The organism is Chitinolyticbacter albus (assembly GCF_024437655.1).
Classification (GTDB): domain Bacteria; phylum Pseudomonadota; class Gammaproteobacteria; order Burkholderiales; family Chitinibacteraceae; genus Chitinolyticbacter; species Chitinolyticbacter albus.
Genome location: NZ_JANBVF010000013.1, coordinates 99,854 through 116,510, shown reverse-complemented (window position 1 = coordinate 116,510; position 16,657 = coordinate 99,854). Strand labels below are relative to the sequence as shown.

General features: G+C 63.9%; 17 protein-coding genes. 7 read left to right on the top strand and 10 right to left on the bottom strand.

Going from position 1 to position 16,657, the window contains the following annotated elements; genetic code table 11:
- Window positions 1-19 precede the first annotated feature (19 nt).
- Both NLI84_RS09705 and NLI84_RS09700 read right to left on the bottom strand, forming a co-directional pair.
- Complete coding sequence (locus tag NLI84_RS09705) at window positions 20-433, bottom strand: hypothetical protein (RefSeq protein ID WP_255989890.1); 414 nt, start codon at window positions 431-433, stop codon at window positions 20-22.
- Window positions 430-2,133 carry a glutamine--tRNA ligase/YqeY domain fusion protein gene (locus NLI84_RS09700; RefSeq protein WP_255989889.1) on the bottom strand — a complete coding sequence of 568 codons (1,704 nt, stop codon included), beginning with the start codon at window positions 2,131-2,133 and terminating at the stop codon, window positions 430-432. Before NLI84_RS09700 ends, NLI84_RS09705 begins: the two co-directional genes overlap by 4 nt.
- Window positions 2,134-2,289: 156 nt before the next feature.
- Between NLI84_RS09700 and NLI84_RS09695 the strand changes: the two genes are divergently transcribed.
- Entirely contained in the window at window positions 2,290-2,862 is a 573-nt protein-coding gene (locus NLI84_RS09695) for a Yip1 family protein (RefSeq protein WP_255989888.1), read from the top strand.
- A gap of 65 nt (window positions 2,863-2,927) precedes the next feature.
- On the opposite strand, the gene NLI84_RS09690 is transcribed toward NLI84_RS09695, so the two are convergent.
- From NLI84_RS09690 to NLI84_RS09680, 3 genes are all read right to left on the bottom strand, one after another.
- On the bottom strand, window positions 2,928-4,169 hold the full coding sequence (locus NLI84_RS09690) for a uracil-xanthine permease family protein (RefSeq protein WP_255989887.1): 1,242 nt from the start codon (window positions 4,167-4,169) through the stop codon (window positions 2,928-2,930).
- A gap of 153 nt (window positions 4,170-4,322) precedes the next feature.
- Window positions 4,323-4,949, bottom strand: a complete 627-nt coding sequence (upp, locus tag NLI84_RS09685; RefSeq protein WP_255989886.1) for a uracil phosphoribosyltransferase — start codon at window positions 4,947-4,949, stop codon at window positions 4,323-4,325.
- Window positions 4,950-5,036: 87 nt separating this feature from the next.
- Window positions 5,037-5,438 carry a DUF4124 domain-containing protein gene (locus NLI84_RS09680; RefSeq protein WP_255989885.1) on the bottom strand — a complete coding sequence of 134 codons (402 nt, stop codon included), beginning with the start codon at window positions 5,436-5,438 and terminating at the stop codon, window positions 5,037-5,039.
- A 162-nt stretch (window positions 5,439-5,600) separates the two neighbouring features.
- Between NLI84_RS09680 and NLI84_RS09675 the strand changes: the two genes are divergently transcribed.
- The 3 genes from NLI84_RS09675 to NLI84_RS09665 all read left to right on the top strand — a co-directional run bounded on the left by NLI84_RS09675 (window position 5,601) and on the right by NLI84_RS09665 (window position 9,509).
- Complete coding sequence (locus NLI84_RS09675; RefSeq protein ID WP_255989884.1) at window positions 5,601-7,109, top strand: M48 family metalloprotease; 1,509 nt, start codon at window positions 5,601-5,603, stop codon at window positions 7,107-7,109.
- A gap of 222 nt (window positions 7,110-7,331) precedes the next feature.
- Window positions 7,332-8,951, top strand: a complete 1,620-nt coding sequence (locus NLI84_RS09670) for a DEAD/DEAH box helicase (RefSeq protein WP_255989883.1) — start codon at window positions 7,332-7,334, stop codon at window positions 8,949-8,951.
- An 81-nt stretch (window positions 8,952-9,032) separates the two neighbouring features.
- Window positions 9,033-9,509 (top strand): SRPBCC family protein, encoded by a 477-nt coding sequence (locus tag NLI84_RS09665; RefSeq protein ID WP_255989882.1) that lies wholly within the window; start codon window positions 9,033-9,035, stop codon window positions 9,507-9,509.
- Here NLI84_RS09665 and tilS read toward each other — a convergent pair.
- The 3 genes from tilS to fliW form a co-directional block, all read right to left on the bottom strand.
- A complete protein-coding gene (tilS, locus tag NLI84_RS09660; protein ID WP_255989881.1) occupies window positions 9,506-10,846 on the bottom strand; it encodes a tRNA lysidine(34) synthetase TilS in 1,341 nt (446 codons plus the stop codon). The genes NLI84_RS09665 and tilS overlap by 4 nt on opposite strands.
- A complete protein-coding gene (locus tag NLI84_RS09655; RefSeq protein WP_255989880.1) occupies window positions 10,833-11,801 on the bottom strand; it encodes an acetyl-CoA carboxylase carboxyltransferase subunit alpha in 969 nt (322 codons plus the stop codon). Before NLI84_RS09655 ends, tilS begins: the two co-directional genes overlap by 14 nt.
- Window positions 11,802-11,934: 133 nt before the next feature.
- Window positions 11,935-12,354 (bottom strand): flagellar assembly protein FliW, encoded by a 420-nt coding sequence (gene fliW / locus NLI84_RS09650; protein WP_255989879.1) that lies wholly within the window; start codon window positions 12,352-12,354, stop codon window positions 11,935-11,937.
- A 212-nt stretch (window positions 12,355-12,566) separates the two neighbouring features.
- Between fliW and flgM the strand changes: the two genes are divergently transcribed.
- Together flgM and NLI84_RS09640 are read left to right on the top strand one after the other, a co-directional pair.
- The gene (flgM, locus tag NLI84_RS09645) at window positions 12,567-12,854 is read left to right on the top strand and encodes a flagellar biosynthesis anti-sigma factor FlgM (protein ID WP_255989878.1); all 288 of its coding nucleotides are present in this window, start codon (window positions 12,567-12,569) and stop codon (window positions 12,852-12,854) included.
- Complete coding sequence (locus tag NLI84_RS09640; protein ID WP_255989877.1) at window positions 12,847-13,332, top strand: flagella synthesis protein FlgN; 486 nt, start codon at window positions 12,847-12,849, stop codon at window positions 13,330-13,332. Before flgM ends, NLI84_RS09640 begins: the two co-directional genes overlap by 8 nt.
- A gap of 10 nt (window positions 13,333-13,342) precedes the next feature.
- Here NLI84_RS09640 and NLI84_RS09635 read toward each other — a convergent pair whose 3' ends face one another.
- Window positions 13,343-13,858 carry a C40 family peptidase gene (locus NLI84_RS09635; RefSeq protein WP_255989876.1) on the bottom strand — a complete coding sequence of 172 codons (516 nt, stop codon included), beginning with the start codon at window positions 13,856-13,858 and terminating at the stop codon, window positions 13,343-13,345.
- Window positions 13,859-13,992: 134 nt separating this feature from the next.
- On the opposite strand from NLI84_RS09635, the gene NLI84_RS09630 reads away from it, so the two are divergent.
- Window positions 13,993-14,301 carry a DUF2845 domain-containing protein gene (locus NLI84_RS09630; RefSeq protein WP_255989875.1) on the top strand — a complete coding sequence of 103 codons (309 nt, stop codon included), beginning with the start codon at window positions 13,993-13,995 and terminating at the stop codon, window positions 14,299-14,301.
- A 39-nt stretch (window positions 14,302-14,340) separates the two neighbouring features.
- Here NLI84_RS09630 and NLI84_RS09625 read toward each other — a convergent pair whose 3' ends face one another.
- The gene (locus NLI84_RS09625) at window positions 14,341-16,653 is read right to left on the bottom strand and encodes a Tex family protein (protein WP_255989874.1); all 2,313 of its coding nucleotides are present in this window, start codon (window positions 16,651-16,653) and stop codon (window positions 14,341-14,343) included.
- Window positions 16,654-16,657 lie beyond the last annotated feature (4 nt).

Sequence of the window (16,657 nt, the reverse complement as noted above, 5' to 3'; positions counted from 1 at the left end):
TATCGCCATCCGATGTGGCTTACTTGCACGGCTTCTGTGTCCAGCCCTTGCCACCGCGCCGGCACTTCCAATCCTGGCTCACGCTGTCGACCACCCAGGCCTTGCCCTCGAACGACAGCGTGAACTTGAAGCGCTGGCTGGCCATGGCGTCGTCCTTCAGACCCTTCATCTCGACATCCAGCTTCACATGCTGGAAATCGTCGCCCTTGGCCTGCTGCTGGATCGCCAGTTGCTGGTAGGAAGCGATGCCACGCTCGTCGGCAACATGATCCTTCAGGTAGCGAAACGCCACCTCGACCGGCGTCTGACCGATTTCACCACGATGGATCACGGGTCGCGGCTTGCTGGCCACGGCTTCGGCGGTTGCAACGTCTTCAGCGCATGCCCCACCCGCCAACAGCGCGGCAAACAATACGACGGCGTAACGGTTCATGCCTGCTCCTTGGCCCAGGAATCCTTGAGCGTGACGGTACGGTTGAATACCGGCTTGGCGCCGGGCTGGTGATCATGGCGGTCGGTGACGAAGTAACCGAGGCGTTCGAACTGGAAGCGCGATTCGACGGCGGCATCCCGCACGCAGGGTTCGACGTAGGCGGTGATGGTCATGAGCGATTCGGCGTTGATGAACTGCTTGAAATCGACGTACTGGCCATCGTCGCCGCGCACTGCATCCGGGCGCGCCACAGTGAACAGTCGATCATACAGCCGCACTTCGGCCTCGATCGCGTGCACGGCCGAGATCCAGTGGATCACGCCCTTGACCTTGCGGCCGACCGGGTTCTGACCCAGTGTGGCCGGATCAATCGAGCACTTGAGTTCGATCACGCGGCCTTCGGCATCCTTCACCACGTCGTCGCACTTGATCACGTAGGAGTAACGCAGCCGCACCTCGCCACCCGGCGTCAGCCGCTGCCAACCCGGCGGCGGCACTTCGGCGAAATCTTCGCGCTCGATGTAGATCGTCGGCGCGATCGGCACGTCACGCTCGCCGAATTCCGGATGATGCGGATGAAACGGCGCGGAGCGCGAGCCGGTCACGCCCGGCTCGAAGTTGGTCAGCGTCACCTTGATCGGATCGAGCACCGCGATCACGCGCGGACTGGCCGCTTCCAGCGTCTCGCGCACCGCGCCTTCCAGCGACGAGAAGTCGACCACGTTCGGCGTCTTGGAAACGCCGGCGCGCTCTGCAAACAGGCGGATGCCTTCCGGGCTGTAGCCGCGGCGGCGCATGCCGCTGATGGTGGGCATGCGCGGGTCGTCCCAGCCGGACACCAGCTGCTCATCAACCAGTTGTTTCAACTTGCGCTTGGAGGTGACAACGTACAGCGTTTCCAGCCGCGAGAATTCGATCTGCTGCGGGTGGTGGCCGAGGCTGATGTTGTCGAGCACCCAGTCATACAGCGGGCGATGATCCTCGAACTCCAGCGTGCACAGGCTATGGGTGATGTCTTCCAGCGCATCGGAAATGCAGTGGGTGTAGTCGTACATCGGGTAGATGCACCAAGTGTCGCCGGTCTTGATGTGGTGCGCGCGCTTGATGCGGTAGATCACCGGATCGCGCAGGTTGAGGTTGGGCGAAGCCATATCGATCTTCAGGCGCAACGTCCTGCTGCCATCGGCGAATTCGCCGGCCTTCATCCGGCGGAACAGATCGAGGTTCTCCGCCACCGTGCGATCGCGATACGGGCTGTTCTTGCCCGGTTTCTGGAAGTCGCCGCGGTAGTCGCGCATTTCTTCGGCATTGAGCTCGCAAACGAAGGCCTTGCCGGCGCTGATCAGCTCTTCGGCGTAGTCGTAGAGTTGCTGGAAATAATCGGACGCATGGCGCACCTCGCCGTCCCAGGCAAAACCCAGCCAGCGCACGTCGGCCTCGATGGCGGCAGCGTATTCGTCCTCTTCCTTTTCCGGATTGGTATCGTCCATGCGCAGGTTGCAACGCCCCTGGTAATCGAGCGCGATACCGAAATTGAGGCAGATCGACTTGGCGTGGCCCACATGCAGATAGCCATTGGGCTCAGGCGGGAAGCGCGTGACAACGCTGGCGCGTTTGCCCGACGCGAGATCGCCGTCGATGATGTTGCGGATGAAATTGGACACGACCGGAGCGTGGTCAGCGGAAGGGTTCTTTGCCATGCGTGCGAGTATGGATGGAAAGCCAAACCGCGATTGTAGCGGAAACCCCCACGCGCTTGGGCGCAGGGGCAGGATGTCCGCCTGTCATGCCGCAGGAATTCACCAACGGGGGCGGGTCTAAGCTCACAGCACACCCGAGCCGACTGGAGGCTGACCATGAAACTCGTTGACTACGGACACCTGTTCACCTCGACCCATCAAGGCTGGGACACGCTGCGCGCGGCCCACCCGGACCGCCAATCCGTGCTCTACAGGCTGGTACTGCCGCTTTCCCTGCTGCCCGCCTTGATGATTCTCTACGCCGGCTTCGTCAACGGCGTGATGTACGCGCCCACGCTATCCCTCACGGGCTGGATGCTGATCGCTGCGGTGTTTCTTGCCGCGGAACTGGGCACCGTCACGCTGATGGGCTGGATCATCCATCAACTCACCGCGCGCCATATGAGCGAGGGTGATTACGACGGCAGCTTCCTCCTGGCCGCCGTCGCCGCCGTGCCGATGTGGCTGTCCTCGCTGACGCTGTTCGTACCGAACCTGCCGTTCAATATCGCCTGCGCGGTGCTGGGCCTGATCGCTGCGTGCGCGCTGGTCTACCACGGCTTGCCGACCATGGTAGGCGAACATGATCAAGCAGAGCTGCGCGACACCACCTACCTCGTAATGTGGATGGGGGCAGGCGCCTGGGCGGTGCTCAGCATGCTGATCCTGCTGTTGATGCTGGCGGGCTGAGGCAAGCGGCCCATCAAACCAATGAGGCGACCAACTGGTCGCCTTTTTTTTGCCGTGGGCTCCGCCTAAATATCCTGCCCTTCCGGAATGCCATCGTGCGATCTGGCCGGCGGCAGGATCAGGTTGAGCACGATGGCCAGCACGCTGACGAGCCCCACGCCGGCAAGGCTGAAATCGCCCAGCTTCAGCGTCAGCCCGCCGATGCCGCAGGTGAGCACCACCGAGACAATCACCAGGTTGCGCGGCGCCATCAGGTCCACCCTGGCATCGATCAGCGTCTTGAGACCGATGCTGGCGATGGTGCCGAACAGCAACACCATGATCCCCCCCATCACCGGCAGCGGAATCGAGGTGAGGATGGCATTGAACTTGCCGAAAAAGGCCAGGGTCACCGCCAGCACAGCCGCCCAGCTCATGATCACCGCGTTGAAATTGCGGGTGATCATCAGCGCGCCGGTCACTTCGGAATAAGTGGTGATCGGTGGGCCGCCGACGAGGCCGGCGAAACAGACCCCGATGCCATCGCCCGACAGCGTGCGGTGCAGGCCAGGCTGCACCGTGTAGTCCTGGCCGGTTACCTTGCCCACTGCCATCACCGCGCCGATATGCTCGATGGTCGGCGCGATCGCCACCGGCAGCATAAAGAGCGCGGCGGCCCAGTTGACCTGCGGCGCCACCCAGTGTGGGAAAGCAAACCATGGCGCAGCCATCACGCCGCTCACGTCGACCACGCCCAGCGCCGCAGCGGCAATGTAGCCGACGATCACACCGGACAGGATGGGCACCAGCCGCAGCATGCCACCGGCGAATACCGCCACGATGATCGTGGTGGCCAGCGAGATCGCAGCCAGCAACAACGACGTTTCATAAGGCACCAGCTGCTTGCCGCCGCCCTGCCCCATCGCCATGCCCGATGCCGCCACGGCGACCGACAGGCCGATCACCATGATCACCGGCCCGATCACCACCGGCGGCAACAGCTTGGTGATAAAGCCCATGCCGCGCCACTTGATCAGCCCAGCCACGATGAAATACATCAGCCCGGCCACAATCAGCCCGAACTGCGTCGCACCCTGCCCCCAGGCCTGCATGGCGACGATGATGGGGCCGATGAAGGCAAACGACGAGCCAAGAAAGATCGGCACCTGCCGCCCGGTCAACCACTGGAACACCAAGGTGCCCACCCCCGCCCCCAACAGCGCCATCGCCGGATTGAGCCCGGTGAGCAGCGGCACCAGCACCAGCGCGCCGAAAGCGACGAACAGGATCTGCGCCCCCGAGATCGCCTGCTTCAGGATTCCGAACATTTCAATTCCTTTATTATTTGCTCAGGCGCGCCGATCAAGGCCGGTGCGAGCGCAGTCAGGAAGGAGCAGCAGCGCAGTCCTCCGGAATGGACATGCGGTCCATGAGGACCGAGCAGCACACGACGCCGCCATGACCACGCGCAGCCCGGAGCTTCATTTGGTGCCGAAGATTTTGTCACCCGCGTCGCCCAGCCCGGGAATAATGTAGCCATGCTCGTTCAGATGACTATCGAGCGAAGCGGCGTAGAGCTGGACATCGGGATGCGTCTCGGTCACACGCTGCACGCCCTCGGGTGCAGCCACCATCACGACGGCCTTGATATGCAGGCAACCCTTGCGCTTGAGCATGTCTATGGTCGCCACCATCGAGCCGCCAGTGGCCAGCATCGGATCGATGATCAGCGCGAGCCTGTCGTCGAGACGATCGACGAATTTCTCGAAATACGGCTCGGGCTGCAGCGTTTCTTCGTTGCGCGCAAGGCCCACCACGCTGATCTTGGCCGATGGCACCAGATCGAGCACGCCGTTGAGCATGCCCAGGCCCGCGCGCAGGATGGGCACCACGGTCAGCTTCCTGCCCTTGATCTTCTGCACCTCAACCGGGCCACACCACCCGTCTATCGTCCTGCTCTCCAGCGCCAGATCGCGCGTGGCCTCATAAGCCAGCAACCGCGCCAGCTCCTCGGTCAGCAGGCGGAACTTGTTGGTGCTGATATCGGCCTCGCGCAGCAACGCGAGCTTGTGCTGAACCAGGGGATGGTCGACAACGGTGACGGTCATGGCGGCTCTCTTGCATTCAGGCTAAACCCTCGCATTCTAGTCGCCGCAATCTGCCGCGCCATTGGCGAAAATCAGTAACTGCCCAGATCAGTGCGGTCGTGGACGCGGGCGCAACCTCGGCCTGCGGTCGGGCTCACCGTAGACATTGTTCAGATTGCCGGGCCGACAGAACTCGGGATCGCGATCCGGGTTGTCGGCGCTGCAATTCTCGGTCATGGGTGCATCGGGATCGACCCGTTTTTGCGCGCTGGCGGGCGGCGGCTCGGGCAGCGGCGTCGCCGTCGGCTCGGGCTGCGCCATCCCTTGCGGCGTTGGCGTTGGCCGATAGCCGGTGGCTTCAGATACCGAGCCCGGTTGGAACTGCAAGCGTGAACCGGAACAAGGCTGGTCGGAATAGCTGACCTTGCCGTCGGCCTCGCGGCATTTGTAGACCTCGGCGACGGCATCGGTCGTCGCCACGATCAGCAGCAGTACGAAGAGCAGCTTCATGATTTTCTCCACCGTACATTCGGCATATTCCACCTTCCAGTCAGCCGAGTTTGGCGCGGCGCGCACATCGCCATAGCATCCCTTACAAACAAAGCTGACGAGATCAGATCGCGCGCCGCGCCCCATGGCTGCCGACAAGTCAGCGCACCAGCGAAGAAACATATGAACCCACTGCCGCTGCTCGACCCGCAACGCGTCGCAACGCTGGAGAACGACGCTCACGCCCGCCCCACGCTGTATCGCACACGAACCGCACTGGTGGCGGCGGCCGGTTACGCCTCGGTGGCGCTGCTGCTCGTCGTCGGACTCACCGTATTTAGCATAGGCACTTCCGAGAGCCGCATCGTGCTTGCGCTCGCAGGCCTCGCCTTTATGCTGGGCGGAATCTACGTGGTGCTGAGCTGCTTGAGCCAGCAGGCTGCGGCACCGGAAGGTCGCCCGATCCGCGAGGGCGAAGCACCGGAGCTGTTTCGCACGCTGGAGAAACTGCGGCGCAAGACCGGCGCGCCAGCGCCTATCGCCGTGCTCGTGGACAACGGCTATCGCGCCACGCTGATCGAACGGGCGCGTTTCGGCCCATTTGGCGGCTACCACCACTATCTGATCATCGGGCTGCCACTCTTGCTGTCGCTCTCATCCAGCGAACTCGCGGCCGTGCTCACCATGGAACACGGCCGCTTCTGCGCGCGCCAGGGCAGGCTGGCGCTCTGGGTATGCAGACTACGCCACCTGTGGAACCAGCTCTACGCGCGGCTGCAGGAGGAAAACGGCGTACTCGGCGAATTCGTCGCCCGCTTCTACCTGTGGTACATCCCGCACTTTCAGGCCTATGCCCTCGCCTTTGCCCGTGAACAGGAAACCAGCGCCACCGAGCGCGCCGCAGCAGTGATCGGCAGTCAGGCCACCGCCAGCGCGCTGACCAAGCTCACGCTGTTCGGCCGCTTCTACGAGGAGCACTACTGGCCGGCATTCTGGCGCCAGGCCGATCATCGTACCGACCCGCCCTGTGGCCCGTATGCCGGGCTGGCGGAAGGATTCCGCCAGGGCGAGCGAGTATGGCGCAGCCGGCGCTGGCTGAAGGAAGCGCTGGCGCGCAAGCCCGAATACGACGACCCCGATCCCGGCCTGCGCCAGCGACTGGCACAACTGGCGCAGGACGCGCGCCCGTCCGCGTGGCCGCGGCAAAGCGCTGGCGCAAAATGGCTGGGCTCCACCTTACCCAAGCTCGTTGCCGAGTTCGACCGTGAATGGCTGGCGCTCAATCGCCAGCACTGGCAGGCGCGCTACCGCACCGCGAGACAGGAAGACAGCGAACTGGCGACGCTGCGCCTCATGAGTCCCGATACGCTGGAAGATACGCAACTGTGGCGCCTGGCCGAGCTCACTCATACCCGCCACGGCAGCGCCCAGGCGCGGCCGCTCGTCGAACGCACGCTCACTCGCCAGCCCGAACACGACAAGGCACGCTTCCTCTACGGCCGCATTCTGCTTGAAGCCGGTGAGGAGCGCGGCTTGGCAATGCTGGAAGAATCGATGCGACAAAACCAGCAACGCGTCGACGAAGGCATGGGCTACTGCGAACGCTATCTGGAAAAACGTAGCCGTCGTCATGACCTCGATGCGCTATGGGCAAGACTGGGTCACTACCACGGCTGGCTGGACGCGATCTGAAGCCATCTTTCCGTTCGGCCACAGCACGCGATAAAAGCAGCACTGGCGCAATGGCGCCGGTGCCGTATAATGCCCTCACAAACGCGATCCGAAGCAATGATCCTGCCCCAACCAGGGTGGGCATGAGATCGCAAACCTACGTCTCCAGTCCGTAATTCAAACATTGATCGTCGCCAGACTGGCGCTCGCTATCGAGCATGCGACGATACAGACGGAATATTTATGTCCTTTTCTTCTCTCGGCTTAAGCGAGGCGCTGGTCCGCGCTGTCACCGAAATCGGTTATACCGAACCCACCCCCATCCAGACTCAAGCCATTCCGGCCATCCTGGGTGGTGGTGACCTGCTCGCTGGTGCCCAAACCGGTACCGGCAAGACAGCCGGCTTCACCCTGCCCTTGCTGCAACGCCTCTCCGAGCACCCCCGCGAGGGCGAGCCCAAGATCCGCGCCCTGATCCTCACCCCGACGCGCGAGCTCGCAGCCCAGGTCGAGGAAAGCGTGCGCAACTACGGCAAGCACGTGAAGCTCAAATCGATGGTGATGTTTGGCGGCGTATCGATCAATCCGCAGATCGAAAAGCTGAAGAAGCGCATCGATATCCTGGTCGCAACGCCGGGCCGCCTGCTCGATCATGTGTCGCAAGGCACGATCGATCTCTCCGCCATCGAGATCCTGGTGCTCGACGAAGCCGACCGCATGCTGGACATGGGCTTCATCCACGACATCAAGAAGGTGCTGGCGCTGTTGCCGCAAAAACGCCAGAACCTGTTGTTCTCCGCTACGTTCTCCGACGAGATCAAGGAGCTGGCCGACCGCCTGCTGGACAACCCGGCGCTGATCGAAGTCGCGCGCCGCAATGCGACGGCCGATTCCATCGCGCAGAAGGTCTACCTGGTCGACCGTGACAAGAAGCGTCAGCTCCTGGCCCACCTGATCAAGCAGCACAACTGGTTCCAGGTGCTGGTGTTCACCCGCACCAAGCACGGTGCCAACCGTCTGGCCGAGCAACTGGCCAAGGACGAGATCCCGGCACTCGCCATCCACGGCAACAAGAGCCAGGGCGCGCGCACCCGTGCCCTCTCCGAATTCAAGACCGGCACGCTGCAGGTACTGGTGGCCACCGATATCGCCGCACGCGGCATCGACATCGACGAGCTGCCGCACGTGGTCAACTACGAGTTGCCCAATGTGTCGGAAGACTACGTGCACCGCATCGGCCGTACCGGTCGTGCCGGCGCCGAGGGCGAGGCGATCTCGCTGGTCTGCGTCGACGAATTCAAGCTGCTGTCCGACATCGAAAAGCTGATCAAGCGCGAATTGCCCCGCGTCACCCTCGAGAGTTTCGAGCCTGATCTCACCGTCAAGCCGGAACCGATCCAGAATGGTCGCAACAGCGGCGGCCAACGCCAGGGTCGTGGGCAGCCACGCCAAGGCGGCGGCCAGGCACGTCAACAGGGCCAGGCGCGCCAGGGCGAGCCGCGTCAGAGCAACGACAACGGCCAGCAGAATGGTCAACGCCAACAGGACGGCCAGCGTCGCCAAGGTCAAGGTCAAGGTCAGGGCCAGAAACAAGGCGGCAAGCCACGCCAGGGGCAAGGTGGCCAAGGCCAACAAGGTCAAGGCCAGCCGGGCAACAAGCCGCGCCAAGGGCAAGGCCAGAGCAAACGCCGTGACCAAGGGCAAGGCGGCGCCCAGGGCCAGCAGCAACCCAAGGGCAATGTCGCACCGCGCCAGCACGACAGCTCGGTCTGGGACGAGCGCCAGCCTTCCAGTAACGAGAATACGCCGGTCGCCGCGCTGTTCTCCGTGCCCCCGCGCCGCAGCGGCGGTCGCCACCACTGAGCCCAGGGCAGTTCTCACGAGCCTATTCGTCCAACCGCGCCCGGCCTGTTCCGGGCGCAGTCCCTCGTACAGGAGCGTCGAGTGCGTTACGAACATCTCATCCAGATCAATGACCTGAGCGACCCGCTCGCCATTCCGCTGAGCCTTGAGTCCTTGTGGCAGGGACTGCTGCACCGCGCGCGCCAGCCGCAAGACTTCCTGCATCACATCGAGGGTGTGAGCATCCGGGATGAGCGCGACGGCTATTTCGAGCGCGAGATCGATTTTGGCACCATGCGCGTGATCGACCATGTGACGTTCACGCCGCAACAGCGGATTCATTTCGCGACGCAGGCCAGTGCCCACCACGGCGCCAGCAGCCTGACCGTCACGATAGAACAGCCGCAAGCCGGGGCCTTGTTCGTGCGCTTCGCCTATGACACGGCCCTGCCCGAGCAGGGAATGAATGAACGCGACGATGGCTATTACGCCGACTACGTGAAATCGGCCTATCGCGAGGCCGATATCGACGCCATCCGCCGCATCCGCGAACTATTCCAGCAGGGATCGCTGCACTAGCCGGACTGCCGCGCAAGCGGACCAGCCGCATCCAGCGGCGGCGATCCGATCTGCCAGTGTGGCCACCATCCATCGTCACCGGCCAGATCCGCATTCATAGCAATGCCAAGCCAGGCCACCAGCACCCCCTCAAGGTAGAGCAGCGGTGTAGCAATGCGCTGCCAGGGCGGCACCCCAGCCTCCTGGCACAATTGCTTCAACGCCCGGCTCGGACCACCCGCCACCACGCGCATCCGCTCGCCCCCACGACGCGGCCGCAGTTCCAGTGTGGCACCGGCGAGCACCTCTTCCCGTACCCCAGCGCCACGACGCCAAGTCAGTGTGCCACCCCATTCCGGCACCCAGTGCGCTTGTGCTTGCTCGAAGCCCAACACCACCGTCCCGCCGGACACCCCGTGCGGTGGAACCACATACAAGGCGCGCCGATAGCCACGCAAGGTGAGATCGCGCCAGGACCAGCTCAGGGTGTCTGCCTTGGCCTGGTGCAGCAACGCGTCAAAAGCCCGCTCATCGGGCTGGGCACCGAGCTGCCGCAGCCAGCTGCGCAGCGCGTGACGGGCACGCAGCTCGCCCAGCGTCGCTGCGGTTGCCAGCTCAAACCCACCCAGGCGATTCAGACAGGTGGCGACGTCGACCCTGCCAAGCTCGGCCAGCAACGCCTCGGCCTCCGCAGCATGTCGCGCCACCCGCGCAAGCCCCGCATCGAGTGCGGGAAAGCGGGCCCGCAACGCCGGCATGCCGGCAAGGCGCAGGTAGTTGCGATCGTAAACCGGATCGGTATTGCTCTCGTCTTCGACCCAGCTCAGTTGGTGGTCCGCCGCGTAGGCGGCCAGTTCGGCGCGCGACGTATCGAGTAGCGGCCGCAGCAGCGTCAACCCGGGGCGCAGCAGGCGCGATTCGGGCATCGCGGCAAGACCCGCCAGGCCCGCACCACGCGCGGCGTTAAAGAGTACCGTCTCGGCCTGGTCGTCGCGGTGGTGGGCCAGCAGCAGCGCATCGGCGTCGCAATGGGCAAACTCTGCGTAGCGCGCGGTGCGGGCGCCCGCTTCAACGCCGCCCCCCGCCCGATCGACCTGAACCCGGGCAATCCGGCAGGGCACGCCCAGCGAGGCGGTAAACGACGCGGCGAAATCGGCCCATGCGTCGGCACGGGGCGACAGGCCGTGGTGCACATGGAGCGCGCTGAGCGCTAGCCCAAGGCGCGGGGTGAGCCCGGCGAGCAGATGCAGCAGGACCATCGAATCGAGCCCGCCGGAAAAGCCGACGCAGATGCGCCGGGCGGCCGGCTGGCGGGCAAGGCAAGCCTCGATACGCGCCGCGAGATCAGACGGCGGCAACTTCCTTGAACTTGCCATAGCTCATCAGCCGTTCGAAGCGCGTGTCGAGCAGCTCGTCGATCGATTTTTCCTGCAGGGGCTTCAAGGCATCGGTGATGGCCTTCTTCATCGAGGCCATCATCTGTGCGTGATTGCGGTGGGCCCCGCCGACCGGCTCGCTGATCACCTTGTCGATCAGGCTCAGCGTTTTCAGACGCGACGCGGTAATGCCCATGGCCTCGGCTGCGTCCGGCGCCTTCTCGGCGGTCTTCCACAGAATGGAGGCACACCCTTCCGGCGAGATCACCGAATAGGTTGAATACTGCAGCATCATCACGGTGTCGGCGACGGCAATCGCCAGCGCCCCGCCCGAGCCGCCCTCGCCGATCACCGTGGCGATGATGGGCACGCGCAGCTTGGCCATCTCAAAAAGATTGCGGCCGATCGCCTCGGATTGGCCGCGCTCTTCGGCGCCAATCCCCGGATAGGCACCCGGGGTGTCGATAAAGGTCAGCACCGGCAGATTGAACTTCTCGGCCAGCTTCATCAGCCGCAGCGCCTTGCGATAGCCCTCGGGGCGCGGCATGCCGAAGTTGCGGTACTGGCGATCCTTGGTGTCGCGGCCCTTCTGATGGCCGATCACCATCACGCTCTGACCGTTGAAACGGGCCAGGCCACCGACTATCGCAGCGTCATCGGCATAAGCGCGATCCCCGTGCAATTCCTCGAAATCGGTGCACAGCGCGTTGACGTAATCAAGCGTGTAGGGCCGCTGCGGATGGCGCGCCACTTGCGAGATTTGCGCGGAGGTCAGCTTGCCGTAGATGGTCTTGGTCAGCTCCTGGCTTTTCTTTTCCAGGTGGCCGATCTCGACCGAGATATCGACAGCCGAATCATCCTGAACGAAGCGCAGTTCTTCGATCTTGTTCTCGAGCTCAGCAATGGGCTGCTCGAAATCCAGAAATGTGGTCTTCATGCCTCTGTTCCCTGCCCGGCGGCAAAAATTGAACCGCAACGGCATCGGCGAAAAATCAGCGCATCATACAGCAAGCCCCGAAGCGCCCCAAGACCGCCGGCCGCCGTCTGCACGGCTCGAGTGCGCCGAGCGATCAAGCGACGTTGCGGAACACGATGTCCGCCTGCAGGCCCGTCTTTTGCAAACCCAGGCGCGAGCGCGCATTGAGCACCAGCGGGGAAACGGTGTTGGCACGGATACCCCCATCGGCTTCCGGCCGGGCCAGGATCAGCAGCAGCGTGACCTCATCGCCCGCTTGCAGATCGATCAGCGCACATTCGTCGTCCGTGAGCTGAATCTGGTAATTGACGCCGAGCAATTCGCTCGATACCACGCTCAGTACCAGATCCGCCTCGTCCAGCGACTGCAACCACAGTACCTTGGGATCGGGCTTGTCTTCATGCAGCAGCTTGAAACGCTGGCAATGCTCGAACCCGGGCAAGCCGCGCGGAAAGGTGAGTACGGTGTTGGGATCAATCTGGATTTCGCCGAAGCGGGTGTGTACGGTTTGCATGCATGCTCCTCGCTCGCGAGCCGGCAGGCCGCGCATTAGAATACGCTAAGGATAGCGAATGCCTCGCCCGAGCCAAAGTGCCGCAGCGTCGACTGTATTAGTCTGAACTGATAAAACACTGATTCATTAAAGTTTTCGCGACGCTTGCCGATAGTAGGCATAATTTCGTTTCAACAGGCTCAGGCGCCCCACCCGCGACCAGAGGTAGTCCCATGAAAATCGATCCATCCTCAGGCAAGAGCACGCTGGCACCGGCCCCGCGCAGCGGCGAGCGCGTCACTGCGCCCGCCAGCACGCCGACCTCTGGCGTTCCCAGCGATAACGTCACGCTGAATCCACTCGCCGCGCAAATGGGCGAAGGGAGCGAAGGCGCAGGCTCGTTCGATGCGGCGCGCGTGCAATCGATACGCCAGGCCATCGCCGACGGCCGCTTCCAGATCCGCCCCGAGGCCATTGCCGACAAGCTGATCGCCAGCGTCGAGGAACTGCTGCGTGATTGACACCGTGGCACCGGGTCGCCCGCAGCTGGCGGCCTTGCTCGCCGATCTCGAGCAGGCGCTGAACCGCTTTAACGCGCTGCTCGAAGAAGAAGAACAGGTACTCACCCTGGCGCGCATCGATGCGCTGTCGCAACTGACGCAGGACAAACTCACCGCCAGCGGCCAGCTCGAAGCCCGTTTCCAGGCCTTTCGCGCCTTTGCCGAATTTTCCGGCATGCCACTCACCCCGCCCCACCTGCTCGACGAAGCGCTGGCTGCCTACGATGCCGAGATCGCCGCGCAGTGGCAACGCATCCGCGCACAAAGCCAGGCCGCCAAGGTACGCAATGCCAGCAACGGCCGGCTGATCGATACCCGGCGCAATCTCAATGACCGGCTGATCGCAGAACTTGCGCAGACGCGCGAGACGCCGCAGCTCTATGGCGAAGACGGCCGCGTGCGCTCGCTCGGTGGCGGCTCCGCCTTCGACAAGGCCTGACGCTCGTCACCTAGTTCGCCACGAACAGCGTGCGTCCGCCCTCGAAGCGATCGGCGAAATAGCGTTTCTCCAGCGTCTCCACCTTGATCTTGCCGCCGCTCGATGGCGCGTGGACGAAACGCCCGTCACCCAGATAGATGCCGACATGCGAGAACGGCCGCCCCTGCGTGTTGAAGAACACCAGGTCGCCCGCCGCCAGTTCGGCGCGCGCAATCGGCCGTGCCAGCCTGGCGATCTGCGCCGCGTTGTGCGGCAGGTTCACCCCCACCGCGTTCTGGTAGATGAAACGCACCATACCGCTGCAATCGAGCCCCGCTTCCGGATTCTTGCCACCGAACTGGTAACCCACGTCCAGGAGGCCCAGTGCATACAGCAACACTTCCTGGCGCTGCGCCGAATCGACGGTGATCTGGCTGATACTGGGCGTAGTGGTAGATGGCTTGGGCTTGTTGGCGGTACGGACAGGCTGACTGCTGCATGCGGCAAGCAGCAATGCCGACAACAACCAGAGCAGGCGTGGATGCATACGATCTCCTGTGCACGATCACCGTGAGATCGGCCGGATCTTGCGGGACTTGAGCCCAAGCGGCAACCCGACAAGCGGTGCCAACCCGCTTGCCCTAGGCTGCGTTGATGATGGCGGATTCCAAGGAGATACCGATGAAGACCCTGCTCAGCCTCTTCCTGCTGCTCGCCGCCGTGCCAGCGCTGGCCGACGACAACCTGCGCTGCGGCAATCTGCTGGTGCAGGTGGGCGACAGCACCAGCCGCGTGCTCGAGCGCTGCGGCACGCCGCAGGCACGCAGCACCAGCATCGAGCCGGTGTTCGCGACCAACCGCCGTGGCGAGACTGACCAGGTCGGCAGCGTCGAGGTGCAACGCTGGAACTACGATCGCGGTAGCAACCAGTTCGCCGCGCGGCTGCGCTTCGAGGATGGCGAACTCAGGCGCATCGATTTCGACGACTAGCCGGCTCCAAACGGGGCGGGCACACCGCCCCGCCCTTGGTCAGCGCTTGAGCTTGAGACCGGCCAGCGCAGAAGCCATGGCGCCCTGCGCCTGCGGCTCGCGCGACACCGCCTTCTGCTGCGCCTTGCTGGCCGGCGCGCGCGCCATATCGCCACTGCCACCATGCTCGCGTGCGCTGTCGGTCAGCCGCATGGTCAACGCCACGCGGCGGCGCTTGATGTCCACTTCCAGCACCTTGACCTTGACCACGTCGCCCGCCTTCACCACCTCGCGCGGATCTTTCACAAAGCGGTTGGACAGCGCCGAGATATGGACAAGGCCATCCTGGTGCACGCCGATGTCGACGAAGGCGCCGAAGTTGGTCACGTTGGTGACCACGCCTTCGAGCACCATGTCCGGCTGCAGGTCCTTCAGATCCTCGACGCCATCGGCAAAGCTAGCCGTCTTGAACTCGGGGCGCGGATCGCGACCGGGTTTTTCCAGCTCGGCAAGGATGTCCTTCACCGTCGGCAGGCCGAAGCGCTCGTCGGTGAAATCGGCCGGCTTCAGTTGTTTGAGAAAGCCGGCGTCGCCGATCAGCGCCTTCACGTCGCGCTGTACCTTGGCGATGATCTTCTCGACCACCGGATAGGCTTCCGGGTGCACGCTGGAGGCATCGAGCGGATTCTTGCCGTTCATCACGCGCAGAAAGCCCGCTGCCAGCTCGAAGGTCTTGTCGCCCAGGCGCGGCACCTTGAGCAGTGCCTTGCGATCGGCAAAAGCGCCGTTGGCGTCGCGATACTGCACGATATTGGCAGCCAGCGTGCTGGTCAGCCCCGACACGCGCGCCAGGAGCGCGGCGGATGCGGTATTGAGATCGACGCCGACCGCGTTCACGCAATCCTCGACCACCGTATCGAGCGAGCGCGCCAGCTCGCCCTGGTTCACGTCGTGCTGGTACTGGCCGACGCCAATGGCCTTGGGCTCGATCTTGACGAGCTCGGCCAGTGGATCCTGCAAGCGGCGGGCGATCGATACCGCTCCGCGCAGGCTCACATCGAGCTCGGGGAATTCACGTGCCGCCAGCTCGGACGCCGAATACACCGATGCACCAGCCTCCGAGACGACAAGCTTGGTCAGCTTGAGCTCGGCGTACTTCTTCATCAGCTCGGCGGCGAGCTTGTCGGTCTCGCGGCTGGCGGTACCGTTGCCGATGGCGATCAGCTCGACCTTGTGCTTGGCGCACAGCGCCGCCAGCACGGCAATCGATCGATCCCAGTCATTGCGCGGCTCGTGCGGATAGATGGTTGCGGTATCGACGAGCTTGCCGGTGGCATCGACCACCGCCACCTTCACGCCGGTACGCAGGCCAGGATCGAGCCCCAGGGTCGCCCGCGGCCCAGCCGGTGCGGCCAGCAGCAGATCCTTGAGGTTGGACGCGAACACCTTGATCGCGTCGAGCTCGGCGCGCTCGCGCACGCCGGTGACGAGCTCGGTTTCCAGGCTGAGGAAGATCTTGGCGCGCCAGGCCAGGCGTACCGTGTCGGCCAGCCAACGATCTGCCGGGCGCCCCTGATTCTCGATGCCGAAGCGCTTGGCTATCCTCAGTTCGCACACATTGGGGCCAACGGGCTTGGTCGCCGGGTCGAGCTCATCCGGCAACAGCAGCGCCAGATTGAGCACGCCTTCGTTGCGACCACGCAATACCGCCAGTGCGCGGTGCGATGGCATCTGGGAGAGCAGTTCGTCGTAATCGAAATAGTCGGAGAACTTGGCACCCTCTTCCGCCTTGCCCTCGACCACCGTCGTCTTCACCACACCGTGCTTGCCGAGATAGTCGCGCAGGCTGCCGATCAGTTCGGCATCTTCACCAAACTGCTCCATCAGGATGGCGCGCGCGCCATCGAGTGCGACCTTGGTGTCCGCCACCTGCTCGTTCAGGTAAGCACTGGCGGCCTCTTCCGGCACCCGGTGCGGATCCGCGAGCAGACTCTCAGCCAGCGGCTGCAGGCCGGCCTCGCGCGCGATCTGGGCGCGGGTGCGGCGCTTTTGCTTGTACGGCAGATAAAGGTCTTCCAGCCGCTGCTTGTTGTCGGCGGCCAGCAGCTCGGCGCGCAGTTCGGGCGTAAGCTTGCCTTGTTCGTCGACGCTGGCGATCACCGAGGCACGGCGGTCTTCCAGCTCGCGCAAATAGCGCAGCCGCTCCTCCAGGTTACGCAGCTGGGTGTCGTCGAGCCCGCCGGTCACTTCCTTGCGATAGCGTGCGATAAAGGGCACGGTTGCCCCCTCGTCGAGCAGGGAGATGGCGGCGGTCACTTGCGCCGCGCTGGCGGCGATTTCGGTCGCGATACGTTGAGCAATCGGGGGCAACATGGGC